At 73.1% G+C, this 15,974-nt stretch carries 13 protein-coding genes; 3 read left to right on the top strand and 10 right to left on the bottom strand.

The genetic code is table 11. From position 1 onward, the window contains the following. Window positions 1-36 precede the first annotated feature (36 nt). From ABZ267_RS29765 to rimP, 9 genes are all read right to left on the bottom strand, one after another. Window positions 37-993 (bottom strand): bifunctional riboflavin kinase/FAD synthetase, encoded by a 957-nt coding sequence (locus tag ABZ267_RS29765; RefSeq protein WP_356752835.1) that lies wholly within the window; start codon window positions 991-993, stop codon window positions 37-39. 47 nt (window positions 994-1,040) lie between these two features. Continuing rightward, window positions 1,041-4,670, bottom strand: coding sequence for a serine protease (locus tag ABZ267_RS29760; protein ID WP_356752833.1), 3,630 nt, complete (start codon window positions 4,668-4,670; stop codon window positions 1,041-1,043). Window positions 4,671-4,890: 220 nt separating this feature from the next. Continuing rightward, the gene (truB, locus tag ABZ267_RS29755) at window positions 4,891-5,790 is read right to left on the bottom strand and encodes a tRNA pseudouridine(55) synthase TruB (RefSeq protein ID WP_356752831.1); all 900 of its coding nucleotides are present in this window, start codon (window positions 5,788-5,790) and stop codon (window positions 4,891-4,893) included. After that, window positions 5,787-6,257: a 30S ribosome-binding factor RbfA gene (gene rbfA, locus ABZ267_RS29750; protein WP_356752829.1), complete on the bottom strand. Its 471-nt coding sequence runs from the start codon at window positions 6,255-6,257 to the stop codon at window positions 5,787-5,789. Before rbfA ends, truB begins: the two co-directional genes overlap by 4 nt. 36 nt (window positions 6,258-6,293) lie before the next feature. Beyond that, window positions 6,294-6,587, bottom strand: coding sequence for a DUF503 domain-containing protein (locus tag ABZ267_RS29745; protein ID WP_015611818.1), 294 nt, complete (start codon window positions 6,585-6,587; stop codon window positions 6,294-6,296). 177 nt (window positions 6,588-6,764) lie between these two features. Next, window positions 6,765-9,905, bottom strand: a complete 3,141-nt coding sequence (gene infB / locus ABZ267_RS29740; RefSeq protein ID WP_356752827.1) for a translation initiation factor IF-2 — start codon at window positions 9,903-9,905, stop codon at window positions 6,765-6,767. Window positions 9,906-10,053: 148 nt separating this feature from the next. Further along, window positions 10,054-10,332 carry a YlxR family protein gene (locus tag ABZ267_RS29735; RefSeq protein WP_356752825.1) on the bottom strand — a complete coding sequence of 93 codons (279 nt, stop codon included), beginning with the start codon at window positions 10,330-10,332 and terminating at the stop codon, window positions 10,054-10,056. A 113-nt stretch (window positions 10,333-10,445) separates the two neighbouring features. Further along, window positions 10,446-11,486 (bottom strand): transcription termination factor NusA, encoded by a 1,041-nt coding sequence (gene nusA, locus ABZ267_RS29730; RefSeq protein WP_356752823.1) that lies wholly within the window; start codon window positions 11,484-11,486, stop codon window positions 10,446-10,448. A 2-nt stretch (window positions 11,487-11,488) separates the two neighbouring features. Continuing rightward, window positions 11,489-11,992: a ribosome maturation factor RimP gene (rimP, locus tag ABZ267_RS29725; protein ID WP_356752821.1), complete on the bottom strand. Its 504-nt coding sequence runs from the start codon at window positions 11,990-11,992 to the stop codon at window positions 11,489-11,491. Window positions 11,993-12,168: 176 nt separating this feature from the next. Here rimP and ABZ267_RS29720 point away from each other — a divergent pair, with 176 nt between their 5' ends. The 3 genes from ABZ267_RS29720 to ABZ267_RS29710 are packed head-to-tail and all read left to right on the top strand — an operon-like array spanning window position 12,169 to window position 14,144. Beyond that, the gene (locus ABZ267_RS29720) at window positions 12,169-12,687 is read left to right on the top strand and encodes a hypothetical protein (RefSeq protein ID WP_356752819.1); all 519 of its coding nucleotides are present in this window, start codon (window positions 12,169-12,171) and stop codon (window positions 12,685-12,687) included. Beyond that, the gene (locus tag ABZ267_RS29715; protein WP_356752818.1) at window positions 12,684-13,196 is read left to right on the top strand and encodes a ferritin-like domain-containing protein; all 513 of its coding nucleotides are present in this window, start codon (window positions 12,684-12,686) and stop codon (window positions 13,194-13,196) included. Before ABZ267_RS29720 ends, ABZ267_RS29715 begins: the two co-directional genes overlap by 4 nt. Window positions 13,197-13,226: 30 nt before the next feature. Continuing rightward, window positions 13,227-14,144 (top strand): aminoglycoside phosphotransferase family protein, encoded by a 918-nt coding sequence (locus tag ABZ267_RS29710; RefSeq protein ID WP_356752816.1) that lies wholly within the window; start codon window positions 13,227-13,229, stop codon window positions 14,142-14,144. 61 nt (window positions 14,145-14,205) lie between these two features. Here ABZ267_RS29710 and ABZ267_RS29705 read toward each other — a convergent pair whose 3' ends face one another. Beyond that, complete coding sequence (locus tag ABZ267_RS29705; protein ID WP_356752814.1) at window positions 14,206-15,909, bottom strand: proline--tRNA ligase; 1,704 nt, start codon at window positions 15,907-15,909, stop codon at window positions 14,206-14,208. Window positions 15,910-15,974 lie beyond the last annotated feature (65 nt).

Raw genomic sequence — 15,974 nt, 5'->3', positions numbered from 1 at the left:
GCCGCCCGGCGGCCCGGCGCACGGCCAGGACGTACGTCAGTGGGTGCGGTCGTACGCGGCAACCAGCTCGCTGCACCGCTTCACATCGGCGGCCATCGCCACCAGGAGGTCGTCGATCGTGTCGAACTTGAGCATGCCGCGTACGTACGCGAGGAAGTCGACGGCCACGTGCAGGCCGTACAGGTCCAGGCCGACGCGGTCGATCGCGTACGCCTCCACCGTGCGCTCGGTGCCGTCGAACTGCGGGTTCGTGCCGACCGAGATGGCGGCCGGCATCGACTCGCCGTCCACCTCCAGCCAGCCCGCGTAGACGCCGTCGGCCGGGATCGCGGTGTGCGGAAGTGTCTCCACGTTGGCCGTCGGAAAGCCCAGCTCGCGGCCGCGCTGTGCGCCGCGCACCACGATGCCTTCGACCCGGTGCGGGCGGCCGAGGATCTCGGCGGCGCCGGCGACATCGCCTTCGGCGACCAGGCGGCGGGTGAGCGTGGAGGAGAACGGCTGGCCGCCGCCGGCCGCGCCGGTCACAAAGAGGTCGATGACCTCGACCGTGTAGTCGTAGGTGGCGCCGAGCTCGGTCAGCAGGGCCACGTTTCCGGCGGCCTTGTGGCCGAAGCGGAAGTTCGGGCCCTCGATGACGGCCTTGGCGTGGAGCTTGTCGACGAGGACCTTCACGATGAAGTCGGCGGGCGACAGCTTCGAGAACTCGGCGGTGAACGGCAGGATCAGCACCGCGTCCACGCCCAGCTCCGCCATGAGTTCGGCGCGGCGGTGGTGCGGGGCGAGCAGCGGCGGGTGGCTGCCGGGGCGGACGACCTCGCTGGGATGCGGGTCGAAGGTGACCACGACGGACGGAACGCCCAGCTCACGGGCGCGCTCGACGGCACGGCCGATGATCAGCTGGTGTCCGCGGTGTACGCCGTCGTAGGAGCCGATGGTGACGACGCTGCGTCCCCAGTCCTGGGGGATGTCCTCCAAGCCACGCCAGCGCTGCACTGTGACCGCTCCTCGCCCGAACCTGTGTACGTGTGTATGTATGTCGATTACGCAGGTCTAAGACTGCCATGCTCACGCCCCGCCGCCTGCATCGGCATCGGCATCGCCCGACGTGATGTCTCCAACGCCTCCACCGTGCGCCGGGCGCTGGGACCGACCACCGCGGCCCACTCCTGCGGGGCGTCGGCGAGCCAGCGGATGACGAGGGCGCCGAATCCGGGCACGTCCCGGGCGAGTTCGACGAGGCGGCGGTCGAAGCGGGCGGCGCCTTCCGGGGTGCGGACGAGGAGCATGCCGGTGCGGTGGACGAGCGCGCGCGTACGGACCTCCGGCCGGGCTCCCGCACCTGCCGCCGCGGCCTGGAGGAGGGCGTCCAGGACGTCCGGGTGGCGTCCGGTGGACTGCTCGAACTCCAGCAGGACCTCCAGCAGCTCGGCCCGCAGCGGCCTTGAGGCGGTGGACCCGGCTCCGGCGAGGACCCGGGCCAGCGCGGCGCGGACCGGTGGCGGAGCGGGCCGGTCCCGGAGCAGGCCGGTGACCAGGGGCAGGAGGAGGGCGCGGGCGGCGGGGCCGTGTTCGAGGCGGAGGTCCACGTACTCGGCGGCGTGGGTGCCGTCCTCGGGGTGGGCGTCGATGTACTCGCGTACGAGCCCGGCGACGTGCAGCGCGAGTGCGGGCGTGTCGAGTCCGGCGAGGGCCCGCAGGACCGTTGCCGCGCCGTCGTCGGGGCGGGCCAGGCGGGCGCGGAGAGCGGCGAGGACCGGCTCCGGGTGGAGCGGGAAGACCTCGGCGAGCAGCTCCACCGGGAGGCGGGGGTCGCCGTGGGCGAAGAGGCGGAGGGCCTGCGGGAGGTGGCGGACCCTGCTCTTCGGGTCCCGGACGAGGAGGGTGAGGGCGGCCGCGTGCAGGTCGGCGTCCTCGCGGCGCTCCAGCAGGATCTCGGCGGCGGACCCGAGCAGCGCCCGGTCGCCGTCGGCGGTGATCCGCGGCTGGAGGAGTCCGGCGTACCGGGCGGCGGCCGAGCGGCGGGCCGGACGGTCCTCGTCGCGGGCCCAGCGCTCGACGGCCCGGCAGAGCGCGGTGGGCTCGTCCTCGGCGAGGGCGGCGAGCAGCTCACCGGCCCGCTGGTGCGGAGTGGCGATCAGCGCGTCGGCCAGCTCGTCGACGGCCAGATCGCGGCGCGCGTGGAGCAGGGCCTGCGCGGCGGCGGCCACGGTGGGACGCAGAGGCACGTCCGGCGCGTCGGGCCCGACGGCCAGCAGCGGGCGCTCGTCGGTGAACCAGCGGCAGAGCAGCGGCTGCACGGCGACCGGCGCGAGGGCGAGGCGGCGGGCCACGGCGTCGAGGTACCGCTCGTCACCGTCGGTACGCGGCACGCCGTCGGCAGGCACGAGGCGGCGGAGCAGGTCGATGCGGTCCTCCTCGGGCAGCCGCAGCCGCCGCCAGAACCGGGGCCCGAACTCTCCGTACGCTCCCGGTCCCGCCGGCCGACCGGTGGCGGCGGCCGGACGCCGGGTGATGCGCCCGGCGAGGACCCGCAGGACACCGAGGTACGGACGTGCGTCGGCCACCCGGAGCAGACTGCCGCCGAGGAGATGAGCGGCCCACCAGGCGGCGTCCTCGTCGTGCGGGCGGCGGAGGCGGTGCCCTGTGCCCGCCGGGTCCTCGGCGCCCTCGTGGCGCGGGCCGCGAGAGGCATCACCGTGCGGCCCTTCCTCGGCCCACAGCCGGTCCAGCGCCTCGATCAGGTCGGCCATCCGGTGCGCCAGCGCGGCGGTGCCCTGGCGGCGGCCGAGGAGCACCATCGCCTGGATCACCGGCCCGATCCGGTGCCGGGGCACGGGCAGCGAGCGCGGCTCACCTCCGGTGCTCGGCGGACGCACCGCCTCGCCGCTCCCCCGGTGCCATCGGTGCACCAGCGAGCGCAGCGCCGCGTCCAGGTCCAGGTGCGCGCCCTGCACCCAGTCGCCGAGCTCCTCGTGGGCGAAGCGGTAACCGGCCCCGGCCGGCACCAGGAGCCCCTCGGCCAGCACGGCCGAGGCCCACCCGGTGCGCCACGGGAAGACCTCCTCGAACGCCTCCCGGTCCAACTCTCCCTGTCCCGGCCCCAGACACCGCCGGGCCGCCTCGTGGACCTGGCCCGCGACCCGGGCGGCGAGCCGGCGTACGGCGGTGCCGCGCGGCTGCTCACCGGCGGCGGCCGCGATCCGGACCGCGATGCGTACGCACATGAGGTCCAGGTGGGCACCGAAGACGTCCTCGGTGTCGGGGCGGCCCGGGACGCCGGGCGGCAGGGCCTCGCGGACCTCGGCGAGGAGCCGCAGCGTGAGCGGGTGCCGGTCGTGGCCGGGCGCGAGGGCGTGCGGCGGGATGCCGAGGCGCTCCTTGGCCCGGCATGCCTGGTCGGGCGTGAAGTCGGCCAGGCGCAGGGACGGTGGCAGCGCCCGTGCGGGGCGGCGGGGGCGGTGGAGGGCACCGGGCGGATAGAGGGTGCCGGCGGTCTCCCAGTGCTCGGGACGGCAGGCGACGACGAGCCGGACGCCGTGCTCGCGCAGCCAGCTGGCGGTGGCCGCGGTCCACTCGGCGAGCCGGTGGGCCAGGAGCGGCGGCATCTCCTCGGGGCCGTCCAGGACGACGAGGAGCGGCTGGCCCGCGTCGGCGGCGAGGCGGGCGATGCGTTCGGCGGTGGCCGTGGCCATGTCACCGAGGGCTCCGGCCGCGGTGACGATCCGGGCCGAGCGGGTCAGCGTACGGTCGGCGGCGTCGCCGACGGAGGTGTCGTCGGCGAGCAGGTCGGCGCCGCGCAGCCAGAGCGTGGGCGCCGGGGTTGTGGCGTCGGCGCGGCGGGCGGCGAGGGCGGCGAGCTCGGTGGTGCGGCCGGTGCCGGGTCCGCCGACGAGGCCCAGGACCGTGCCCGTACCGGCTTCGAAGGCGGCCAGCTCCGCGTGGATGTCCTCGCGCACGACCGGTGCGGTGTGTGCCGTGGGCCCGTCCGCCGAGCCGACGGAGGTGGCGGTGAGCTGGAGGGCGCCGGCGAGGTTGAGGTCGGGGCCGTAGGCGGGTGCGGCGGTGGCGTTGCGTACGAGGAGGGCGTCGAGGGTGGCGTCGGCGCCGCGCGGGATCGGCAGAGCGAGTCCGGCGGCCTCGTACGGAGTGGTGAGAGCGGTGCAGAGGAGGCCGAGGACCGCGCCTGTGGCCGGGTCGGTGACCGGTCCGCCGATCGCCGCGCCGCCGGAGCGCAGGGCGTCGCGGCCGTCGGTGCCGAGGGCCAGCTCCAAGGCGGCCGGAACGGGATGGCCGGTGCCGTCCGGGGCGGTGCAGGTGGCGGGAGCCGTGCCGAGGACACGGGCCTCGCGGCGGCCGTGGGCGGCGATCCCGACGTAACGTCCGGGCTCGATCCGCTCCCGTACGGCGATGGGCAGCGGCTCCACGTCGAGCGTGCCGGAGCCTCCCGTACGCAGGAGCGCGAGGCCGAGGGCCGGGAGCGCGGTGATGTCGTCGGGGCCGACGGAACAGGTGCGGCCTTCGGTGCCGTGCAGGACGTACGGGCCGGACGCGGCGGTGGCCTGGTGGGCGGTGACGACCGTGCCGCGCTCGTCGGCGACGAAGCCCGTCCCGCGCGGCCGGCCGGCCTGATCACAGATTCTCACCAGCGTCGACCGGTCCCCACTGCCCATGGTCCGACGGTAGGCCGCCGGTGATCGCACGGAGTAGCGCGGACCGGGAACGCGCCCCCCGCGCCCCCGGCATTCACTCCGAGCGCCCGTCCATCAGGGTGAATAGGCGTGTCCTGGCGGAGCAGAGATGGTCCCGGGGTGGGGAAGGTGGAGCGGGCACCGGTGGGGGGTGGGTGCCCGCTCCATGTGATCCGGGGACCACGCTCCACATGGCCGGGGATCAGGCGAAGACGGCGAGGCTCTTGGCCTTGCCCTTCTCCTCCTCCACGAGCACCAGGAAGGTCCCGTCCGGACCGAAGACCGCGACCGGACCCGGCGGGTACGCCGGCATGTCCAGCCGTACGCCGTTGAGGAGCAGCTTGGCGCGCTTCTCGTCGACGTCCCAGCGCGGGAAGGCCGAGGCGGCCGCGTCGGCGACCGGCATCACCGTCAGCTCCTCCTGGTGCTGCTCCAGTGTGCGGGCCGCGTCCAGTCCGTACGGGCCGACGCGGGTGCGGCGCAGCGCGGTCAGGTGGCCGCCGACGCCGAGTCCGGCGCCGAGATCGCGGGCCAGCGCGCGGATGTACGTCCCCGAGGAGCAGACGACGGAGACGACCAGGTCCATGACCGGGGTGCCGTCCTCGGCGACGGCCTCGCGGACGTCGTAGACGCGGAAGGAGGAGACGGTCACCGGGCGGGCCGGGATCTCGAACTCCTCGCCGCCGCGCACCCGCGCGTAGGACCGCTTGCCGTCGATCTTGATGGCGCTGACCTTGGACGGCACCTGCATGATCGCGCCGGTCAGCTCGGCCACGCCCGCGTCGATGCCTTCGCGGGTCACGCCGGACGCGTCGGTGGACGAGGTGATCTCGCCTTCGGCGTCGTCGGTGACGGTGTCCTGGCCGAGCCGGATCGTGCCCAGGTACTCCTTCTCGGTGAGCGCGAGGTGGCCCAGCAGCTTGGTGGCCCGCTGGACGCCGAGTACGAGGACTCCGGTCGCCATCGGATCGAGCGTTCCGGCGTGGCCGACGCGGCGGGTGCGGGCGATGCCTCGCATCTTGGCGACGACGTCGTGCGAAGTGAAGCCGGACGGCTTGTCGACGATGACAAGGCCGTCCGGCGTGTGGGTCTGCTCGGTCATACGGAGGTCGGGCCCTCGTTCTCGCCGGAGGAAGCCTCGTCCTCGTCGTCCTCGGGCTTGCGGTACGGGTCGGCCTCACCGGCGTACTTGGCGCCCGTCGAGACCTCGCGCACCTCCGCGTCCTTGGCCCGCGCCTTGTCGAGGAGGTCCTCGATGGTGCGGGCGTTGTCCGGGAGGGCGTCCGGGACGAAGGCCAGGCTCGGCGTGAACCGGACCCCGGTCTGCCGGCCGACCTCGGAGCGGAGGACGCCCTTGGCGCTCTCCAGCGCCGCGGCGGAGGCCGCGCGCTCCTCGTCGTCGCCGTAGACCGTGTAGAAGACCGTGGCCTCCCGCAGGTCGCCGGTGACCCGGGCGTCCGTGATCGTCACGAATCCCAGCCGCGGATCCTTGATTCGCCGGTCCAGGGTCTCCGCGACCACGACCTGGATGCGATCGGCCAGCTTGCGGGCCCGCGCGTTGTCGGTCACCGGTCCGTCACTCTTCCTTCTGATTTGGCTTGCGTGTCAGTCTTCGTCACTGTGCAGCCGCCGTCTCACCGAGAGCAGCTCCACCTCGGGGCGGGCGGCCACCAGCCGCTCGCACCGGTCCAGCACGTCCGTCAGGTGTCCGGTGTCACCGGAGACCACGGCGAGGCCGATCTCGGCCCTGCGGTGGAGATCCTGCCCGCCGGTCTCCGCCGCACTCACCGCGTACTTGCGCTGGAGTTCGGCGACGATCGGACGGACGACGGAGCGTTTCTCCTTCAACGACCGTACGTCGCCGAGGAGCAGATCGAAGGACAGGGTCCCCACATACATGTGTGTCCGGATGTCCCGCCGGTTCGGGTTCGTGCCCCGCCAGCGCTTGGCGGAGACATCAGAACCGTACCGGAACGGCCGGAGCCGATCGACGGAAATACGACCCGTCGACCGGCCCCGACCGTGGTGGCCGGGTTCCGGGAGCGGACTCCCGGAACCCGGCCGAATCCCTGCGGATCAGCCTCGCGGCTTCTCGCGCATCTCGTACGTCGCGATGACGTCGTCGATCTTGATGTCGTTGAAGTTTCCGAGGTTGATACCGCCCTCGAAGCCTTCGCGGATCTCGGTGACGTCGTCCTTGAAGCGGCGCAGACCGGAGATGTTGAGGCTCTCCGCGATGACCTTGCCATCGCGCAGCAGGCGCGCCTTGGTGTTGCGCTTGACCTCGCCGGAGCGGACCAGCACACCGGCGATGTTGCCCAGCTTGGACGAGCGGAAGATCTCGCGGATCTCCGCCGTACCGAGCTCGACCTCTTCGTACTCCGGCTTGAGCATGCCCTTGAGGGCCGCTTCGATCTCTTCGATCGCCTGGTAGATGACCGAGTAGTACCGGACGTCCACGCCTTCGCGCTCGGCCATCTGCTCGGCACGCCCTGCGGCGCGCACGTTGAAGCCGATCACGATGGCGTCGGAACCCGTCGCCAGGTTGATGTCCGACTCGGTGACCGCACCCACACCGCGGTGCAGGACCCGGATGTCGACCTCTTCACCGACGTCGAGCTGGAGCAGCGAGGACTCGAGAGCCTCCACCGAACCGGACGCGTCGCCCTTGATGATGAGGTTGAGCTCCTGGACCAGACCGGCCTTGAGCGCCTCGTCCAGGTTCTCCAGGGAGAACCGGACACCCTTGCGGGCGAAGTTGGCGTTGCGCTCGCGAGCGGCACGCTTCTCGGCGATCTGACGGGCCGTACGGTCCTCGTCGACGACCAGGAAGTTGTCGCCGGCGCCCGGGACGTTGGTGAGACCGAGCACCAGGACGGGGGTCGAGGGACCCGCTTCCTGCACGTTCTGACCGTTGTCGTCGAGCATGGCGCGCACTCGGCCGTAGGCGTCGCCCACGACCATCGTGTCGCCGATGCGCAGCGTTCCGCGCTGGACCAGGACGGTCGAGACGGCACCTCGACCGCGGTCGAGGTGGGACTCGATCGCAATACCCTGCGCGTCCTGGTTCGGGTTGGCCCGCAGGTCGAGCGAGGCGTCGGCGGTGAGGACGACGGCCTCCAGGAGCGCCTCGATGTTGAGGCCCTGCTTGGCGGAGATGTCGACGAACATCGTGTCGCCGCCGTACTCCTCGGCCACCAGACCGAACTCGGTGAGCTGACCGCGCACCTTGGTCGGGTCGGCACCCTCGACGTCGATCTTGTTGACCGCGACCACGATCGGCACCTCGGCCGCCTTGGCGTGGTTCAGCGCCTCGATCGTCTGGGGCATCACACCGTCGTTGGCCGCCACCACGAGGATCGCGATGTCGGTCGACTTCGCACCACGTGCACGCATGGCGGTGAACGCCTCGTGACCCGGGGTGTCGATGAAGGTGATCTTGCGGTCCTCACCGTTGACCTCGGAGGAGACCTGGTACGCACCGATGTGCTGCGTGATGCCGCCGGCCTCGCCCGCAACGACGTTCGTCTTGCGGATCGCGTCCAGCAGTCGGGTCTTACCGTGGTCGACGTGACCCATGACGGTCACGACCGGCGGACGGGAGACCAGGGCCTCTTCGCCGCCCTCGTCCTCGCCGAACTCGATGTCGAAGGACTCGAGCAGCTCGCGGTCCTCCTCCTCGGGGCTGACGATCTCCAGGACGTAGTTCATCTCGTCCGCGAGAAGCCGGAGCGTCTCGTCGGAGACGGACTGCGTCGCCGTGACCATCTCGCCGAGGTTCATCATCACGGCGACGAGCGACGCCGGGTTGGCGTTGATCTTCTCCGCGAAGTCGGTGAGCGAGGCACCGCGCGACAGCCGGACGGCCTGTCCGTTGCCGCGAGGCAGCATGACGCCGCCGACCGACGGGGCCTGCATGGCCTCGTACTCCTGGCGCCTCTGCCGCTTCGACTTGCGGCCACGACGCGCCGGACCGCCGGGACGGCCGAACGCACCCTGCGTGCCACCACGGCCACCGGGACCACCCGGACGACCGCCGAAGCCGGGACGACCGCCGAAGCCGCCGCCGCCACCGGGACGACCGGCACCGCCGCCGCCACCACCGGGACCGGCCGGACGGCCTGCGAAGCCGCCGCCACCGCCACCGGGACGACCGGCGAAACCGCCGCCACCGCCACCGGGACGACCGGCACCGCCGCCGCCACCGGGGCGACCGCCGCCACCGGCACCGGGACCACGGCCACCGCCGGGGCCGCCACCGGGACGCGGGCCGGCAGCGGGACGCTGCGGCATCATGCCCGGGTTCGGCCGGTTACCGGCGGGACCGCCGCCGGGACGCGGAGCCTGCGGGCGGGGCATGCCGCCCGGAGCGGGACGGGCACCGCCCTGACCCTGACCACCCTGGGGGCGCGGGGCGCCGCCGGGGCCGCCCTGGGGACGCGGGGCGCCGGGGCGCTCCGAGCCGCCACCGGGGCGCGGGGCACCGCCGGGACGGGGCGCCGAGGGGCGCGCCATGCCGGTGGAACCGCCGGAGGTGAAGGGGTTGTTGCCCGGACGGGGACCGGCCGGACGGGCGCCGCCGGGGCGCGGTGCGCCCTGGCCGGCGGGACGTGCGGGGCGGTCGCCGCCACGCTCGCCACCACGGCCGCCGTCACGCTGACCACCGTCGCGGGCGCCACCGTCACGCTGACCGCCGGCCGGAGCCGGACGGGCCGGGCGGGGACCCGGGGCGGCGGCCGCGGGACGCGGGGCCTGGGGCTGCTGGGGGGCGGCCGGCTGGGCCGGAGCCGGTGCCGAGAACTCGGCGGCCGGGACCGGGGTCACCGGGGCCGCCTTCGGCGCGGGCTTCGGGCCCGGACGGGGGCCCGCCGACGGCGCGGAGGGCGCCGCGGGGGCGCTGGTCTCCGGGGCCTCGGCAGCGGCCGGCTTGGCAGCCGGTACGCCGGGCTTCGGGGCAGCGGGACGTGCCGCGGCGGCCGGGGAGGGCGCTGCGGGCTTTGCGGGCGTCGCCTTGCGGGGCGCGCCAGGCTTGGCAGCGGACTTGCCGGCGTTGCCGCCGGGTCCCTGCAGTGCGTCGGTCAACTTGCGTACAACCGGCGCCTCGATCGTCGAGGACGCCGAACGGACGAATTCACCGAGTTCTTGGAGCTTGGCCATGACGACCTTGCTCTCGACGCCGAACTCCTTGGCGAGTTCGTATACCCGGACCTTAGCCACTTCGCTCCTTTTAGGTCCGGGTTACCGCCGGACCGTCGCTACTTCATGGGCGTACTCATCGCGTACTCATCGAGTGCTCATCGCAATCTCGACCTACTTCCAACTCGCGAGGTACCTGACCGCACGGGGTCCCGTGCCGTTCACTTTCCTACGGTGTCACCCGCTCGACGAACCGCGTCAGTGCCGCGGTGTCGAACGGCCCCCTGGCCTTGAAGGCCCGGGGGAACGCCCGGCGGCGAACCGCCAGGTCGAGACAGACAGAGGTGGGGTGCACGTAAGCACCCCGGCCGGGCAGCGTACCGCGTGGATCAGGGGCGCAGGCGCCCTCGTCCACCACGATGCGCAGCAGCTCGCTCTTTGCCACTCGCTCCCGGCATCCCACACAGGTTCGCTCGGGACAAGCGCCAGCTTGCGTCCGGCCAGACACGTTTAAGTCTACCTCCCCGTACCGACCTCACCCCTTTGGGGCAAAAATCGAACGGATGTTGTCGTGATCTCAGCGGCGTACGGCCAAGATCTATTCCCTGGAGCGGCTCCGGGTCAACGCCTTTCCGAGCGCTCCCGGGCCCGCTCGGCCCGCTCGCGGTCGGCGGTCTCGCGCTCCTCGTCCGTCTCGGTGTCCGGACGGATGTCGATGCGCCAGCCGGTGAGGCGGGCGGCGAGGCGGGCGTTCTGGCCCTCCTTGCCGATCGCCAGCGACAGCTGGTAGTCCGGCACGGTGACGCGGGCCGAGCGGGCGCCGAGGTCGACGACCTCGACCTTGCTCACCCGGGCGGGCGAGAGCGCGTTGGCGACCATCTCGGCCGGGTCGTCCGACCAGTCCACGATGTCGATCTTCTCGCCGTGCAGCTCGGCCATGACATTGCGCACCCGGCCGCCCATCGGGCCGATGCAGGCGCCCTTGGCGTTGAGGCCGGAGCGGGTGGAGCGGACCGCGATCTTGGTCCGGTGGCCGGCCTCGCGGGCGATGGCCTCGATGACCACCGAGCCGTCGGCGATCTCCGGGACCTCCAGCGCGAAGAGCTTCTTCACCAGGTTCGGGTGGGTGCGCGAGAGCGTCACGGAGGGGCCGCGGACGCCCTTGGCGACCCGTACGACGTACGTACGCAGGCGCAGGCCGTGCGTGTACTCCTCGCCCGGCACCTGCTCCTGGACCGGCAGCATGGCCTCCATCTTGCCGATGTCGACCAGCACGTTCTTCGGGTCCTTGCCCTGCTGGACGACGCCGGTGACGACATCGCCCTCGTGGCCCGCGTACTCACCGAAGGTGCGGTCGTCCTCGGCGTCGCGCAGCCGCTGCAGGATGACCTGCTTGGCGGTGGTCGCGGCGATCCGGCCGAACCCGGAGGGGGTGTCGTCGAACTCCTTGGGCTCCTGGCCCTCTTCGAGGTCGGCCGGGTCCTCCTTGGCCCACACGGTGACGTGGCCGTTCTCGTCGAGCTTCACGCGCGCCCGGCGGTGGCTGCCGTCGGTGCGGTGGTACGCGATGAGGAGCGCCGACTCGATCGCCGCGACGAGCACGTCGAAGGGGATCTCCTTGTCCTGCGCCAAGCCCTTCAAAAGCTTCACATCGATGTCCACGGCTACGCCTCCTCTTCCTTCTTGTCCTTGCGGTTGAATTCGATCTCCACGCGCGCCTTGGCGATCTCGTCGAAGGCGAGGCGGCGGGACGTGGGCTTGCGGCCCTTGACGCCGGGCACTTCGAGGTCCAGCCCGTCCTCGTCGACGGCGAGGATGCGGGCGACCAGCTCACCGGAGCCGTCGGCGGCGAGGTGGAACCTGGCCAGCCGGCCGGTGGCGCGTACGTAGTGGCGGGGCTCGGTCATCGGGCGCTCGGCGCCGGGAGAGCTGACTTCGAGGACGTACTCGCCCTCGCCCATCGCGTCGGTCTCGTCCAGCTTCTCGGAGATCGCGCGGCTCAGCTCCGCGCAGGCGTCCAGCTCCACGCCTTCGTCGGAGTCCACGATGACCCGCAGCACTCCACGTCGGCCGGCCCGGGACACCTCGATCTCCTCGAGGTCCAGCTGCCGCGCGCTGACGAGCGGTTCCAGCAACCCGCGCAGCCTCTCGCTCTGGGTGGTGCTCATCCGGGTGACTCCTCGGCCGCGTGTGCTGTTGTGGGGATCGTCGCGTGTCAGGTCAAAGGGTATCCGGTCGCCAGGGGTGTTGCCGTCCGCCCGCCCTGTCACCGCGGGTACGCTCGCCTGCGGTGATCAGTTCAGGACAGATCCTGTCAGGATCGGTCCCGGCCCGAAGGAGAAACGTGCGGCGCACGGGGACGACCCGCAGGGGGGCGCTCACCGCGACGGGGGCTTTCGCACTGGGTGCGGTGCTGACCGGCTGCGGGGACGACGACAAGGGCACAGGCCGGAGCGGTCCCGTCCGCACCGAGGCCGAAGCGGTCCGGGTGGAGCGGAGGCTGCGGACGGCGGCGGCGCACACCGCCGCGCTGACGCTCGCCCACTACGACCTGGCCACCGAGGCCCACCCGGCGCTCGCGGAGGGCCTGGCGCCCCTGCGGACGGCCGTACGGGAACACACCAAGGCCCTGTCGGTGAAGGGCAGCAAGGCCGCGGCACCGCCCTCGCCCGGTCCGGTCTCCGCCGACGCGAAGGCCGCGGTGAAGGAGCTGGCCGCCGCCGAGCGCCGCCGGGCCGACGCGCACGCCGAGGCGCTGCTCAGCGCCGAACCGGAGCTGGCCCGGCTGCTGGCCTCGGTGGCCGCGGCCGCGGCGGTCCACGCGTACCTGCTGACCGAGCTGGCCAAGGAGACCTCGTCATGACCCTGCCCTCCGAGGACGAGACCTCCTCCCCCGCGCTCACCGCCACCCAGGCCGCGCTGGCCGCCGAACACGCGGCCGTCTACGGGTACGGGGTGCTCGGCGGCCGGATCGCCGGGAAGCGGCGCACCGAGGCGAGCGCGGCGTACGACGGCCACCGCGCGCGCCGGGACGCGCTCATGCGGCGCGTGCGTGACCTGGGCGGTGCGCCGGTCGCCGCCGACGCCGCGTACGCTCTGCCCTTCGCGGTTACCGACACCGCGTCGGCACTGCGGCTCGCCGCCGTCCTGGAGGACCGGGTGGCGGGCGCCTGCTCCGATCTCGTACGGGCCACCGAAGGGCCCGCGCGCGCCGACGCGGCGGGCGCGCTGCGGGAGGCGGCCGTGCGAGCGGCCCGCTGGCGGGGCGGCAACGTAGCCTTTCCGGGGCTCGCCGAGCGGGCTCCGGGCGCCGGTCCGGCCGAGAAGACGGGCCCGGTGGAGGCCGCGGGAGCGGACACGCCCGAAGGCTGACCGAGGAACCGGAAAGGGAACAACGGACGTATGGGTTTCGAACCGCCGCAGCGCCTGGTGCGCGCGCTCGGCGAGATGTACGGGGACGGCGCGGCGGCCGACTGGCTGGACCGCCTCCCCACGCTCACCGAACAGGCGGTCGACGCCGCCGGGCCGGACCTCGGCGTGGAGCGGGTGGCCGCCCCAGGCGGCCGCAGCGCCTTGGTGCTCCTGGTCCGGCGCGCCGACGGGACCCCGGCCGCGCTGAAGATCGCTCCGCCGCGCGCAGAGCCGGAGCAGGAGCGGGCGGCGCTGGCGCACTGGAACGGCTGGGGCTCGGTGAAGCTGCTGGAGGACTCCGCTCTCGACGCGTCCGGTGCGCTGCTGCTGGAGCGGCTGCACCACGAGGTGTCGCTGCGTTCGCTGCCGGAGGCCAAGGCGCTCCTGGAGGCGGCGGGCACGGTCCGACGGCTCTGGGTGGAGCCGCCCGCCGGCCATCCCTTCGAGACCGTGGCCGAGCGGACCGGGCGGCAGACGGCGGGCATGCGGGCGGCCGCCGAGGCCGATCCGGCGCTCGCGCCGCTGGTGGACGCGGCGCTCGCGGCCCGTACGGAACTGGTGGAGGCCGCGCCCGAACTCCTGCTCCTGCACGGCAACTTCCGCCAGAGCAAGGTGCTCTCCGGCGAGCGCGCGCCGTGGCTGACGGTGGGTCCCGAGCCGCTGGTCGGCGAGCGGGCCTACGACCTGGCGCGGCTGGTGCGGGACCGGGTGGAGGATCTGATCGCCTCGCCGGGCGGTCCGGTGACGGCGCGGCGGCGGGTCAAGAGGCTGGCGGAGTCGCTGGAGGTGGACCAGGCGCGGCTGCACGGCTGGACGCTGTTCCGGGCGGTCGAGTCGGGGACCCGCGCGCTGGCCGAGGGACGGCGGCAGATGGGCGAGGTCAACCTGGAGTTCGCGGGCTGGCTGTAGCACTTCCCGTACGGCGAAGGCCCCCGCGCAATCGTGCGCGGGGGCCTTTCTCAGCGGCTGATCAGGCCAGGTCGGCCGTGAGGCGCGCGATCGCCTCGTCGACGGTCAGCTCCTCGCGCTCGCCGGTGCGGCGGTCCTTCAGCTCCAGGACGCCGTCGGCGGAGCGGCGGCCGGCGACCAGGATCTTCGGCACGCCGATCAGCTCGGAGTCGGTGAACTTGACGCCGGGCGAGACGCCGGGCCGGTCGTCGACCAGGACGCGCAGGCCCGCCGCGTTGAGCTTCTCCGAGACGTCGAGCGCCAGCTCCGTCTGGAGGGCCTTGCCCGCGGCGACCACGTGGACGTCGGCCGGCGCGATCTCGCGGGGCCAGCACAGGCCCTTGTCGTCGGCGGTCTGCTCGGTGAGCGCGGCCACGGCACGCGAGACGCCGATGCCGTACGAGCCCATCGTGACGCGGACCGGCTTGCCCTGCTGGCCGAGCACGTCGAGCTGGAAGGTGTCGGCGTACTTGCGGCCGAGCTGGAAGATGTGGCCGATCTCGATGGCGCGGTCCAGGGTGAGGCCGGTACCGCACTTGGGGCAGGGGTCGCCCTCCTGGACCACGACGACGTCCAGGTACTGGTCGACCTCGAAGTCACGGCCCGCGACGACGCTCGCAGCGTGCTTGCCGTCCTGGTTGGCGCCGGTGATCCAGGCGGTGCCGGGCGCGACGCGGGGGTCGGCGAGGTAGCGGACCTTCTCCAGGCCCTGCGGGCCGACGTAGCCGCGTACCAGGTCGTCACGGCCGACGAAGTCCTCGGCGGTGACCAGCTCGACGACGGCGGGCGCCAGGTGCTCGCCGAGCTTGCCGAGGTCGACCTCGCGGTGGCCGGGGACGCCGACGGCCACGATCTCGCCGTCCACCTTGACCAGCAGGTTCTTCAGCGTGGCCGAGGCGGGGACGCCGAGGTGCGCGGCGAGGGTCTCGATGGTCGGGGTGTCGGGGGTGTCCAGCTCCTCGACCGCGCCGTGCGCCGAGCCGTCGACCGGGGCGAGCGCGAAGGTCACGGCCTCGGTGTTGGCGGCGTAGTCGCAGTTCGGGCAGTCCGCGAAGGTGTCCTCACCGGCGGCGGCGGGCGCCAGGAACTCCTCGGAGGCCGAGCCGCCCATCGCGCCGGAGACGGCGGAGACGATGCGGTGGTCGAGGCCGAGGCGCTCGAAGATCTTGATGTACGCGGCCCGGTGCAGCGCGTAGGAGTGCGCGAGGCCCTCGTCGGTGGTGTCGAAGCTGTACGAGTCCTTCATCTGGAACTCGCGGCCACGGAGCACACCGGAGCGGGGGCGGGCCTCGTCGCGGTACTTCGTCTGGATCTGGTAGAGCATCACCGGCAGGTCCTTGTAGGACGTGCACTGGTCCTTGACGGTCTGGGTGAAGATCTCCTCGTGCGTCGGGCCGAGGAGGTAGTCGCCGCCCTTGCGGTCCTGGAGGCGGAAGAGCAGGTCGCCGTACTCCTCCCAGCGGCCGGACGCCTCGTAGGGCTCCTTGGGCAGGAGTGCGGGGAGGAGGACCTCCTGGGCGCCGATGGCGTCCATCTCCTCGCGGACGACGTTGGAGATGTTGTCCAGGACCTTCTTGCCGAGCGGCAGCCAGGACCAGATGCCGGCCGCGTTGCGGCGCACGTACCCGGCGCGGACCAGCAGCTTGTGGCTGAGCGTCTCGGCGTCCGCCGGGTCGTCGCGCAGTGTCTTGATCATCAATCGGGACATGCGCTGGACCTGGGCCATGATGAACTCCTGCTCGCAAGGGTGGTGAGCCCGAGGTTAGCCGGGGGGTGCGGGCAGGCGGAAAT

The organism is Streptomyces sp. NPDC006174 (assembly GCF_040614075.1).
In the GTDB taxonomy this organism is placed as follows: domain Bacteria; phylum Actinomycetota; class Actinomycetes; order Streptomycetales; family Streptomycetaceae; genus Streptomyces.
Note: the sequence above shows the minus strand (reverse complement) of the source record. Positions and strands in the feature narration are given on the sequence as shown.

Excerpts from the sequence above, each read along its gene's own strand:
- ABZ267_RS29760 (WP_356752833.1), bottom strand. The coding sequence starts at position 4,670 with ATGGGCAGTGGGGACCGGTCGACGCTGGTGAGAATCTGTGATCAGGCC.
- truB (WP_356752831.1), bottom strand. The coding sequence starts at position 5,790 with ATGACCGAGCAGACCCACACGCCGGACGGCCTTGTCATCGTCGACAAG.
- ABZ267_RS29745 (WP_015611818.1), bottom strand. The coding sequence starts at position 6,587 with ATGTATGTGGGGACCCTGTCCTTCGATCTGCTCCTCGGCGACGTACGG.
- rimP (WP_356752821.1), bottom strand. The coding sequence starts at position 11,992 with ATGAGCACCACCCAGAGCGAGAGGCTGCGCGGGTTGCTGGAACCGCTC.
- ABZ267_RS29715 (WP_356752818.1), top strand. The coding sequence starts at position 12,684 with ATGACCCTGCCCTCCGAGGACGAGACCTCCTCCCCCGCGCTCACCGCC.
- ABZ267_RS29710 (WP_356752816.1), top strand. The coding sequence starts at position 13,227 with ATGGGTTTCGAACCGCCGCAGCGCCTGGTGCGCGCGCTCGGCGAGATG.
- ABZ267_RS29705 (WP_356752814.1), bottom strand. The coding sequence starts at position 15,909 with ATGGCCCAGGTCCAGCGCATGTCCCGATTGATGATCAAGACACTGCGC.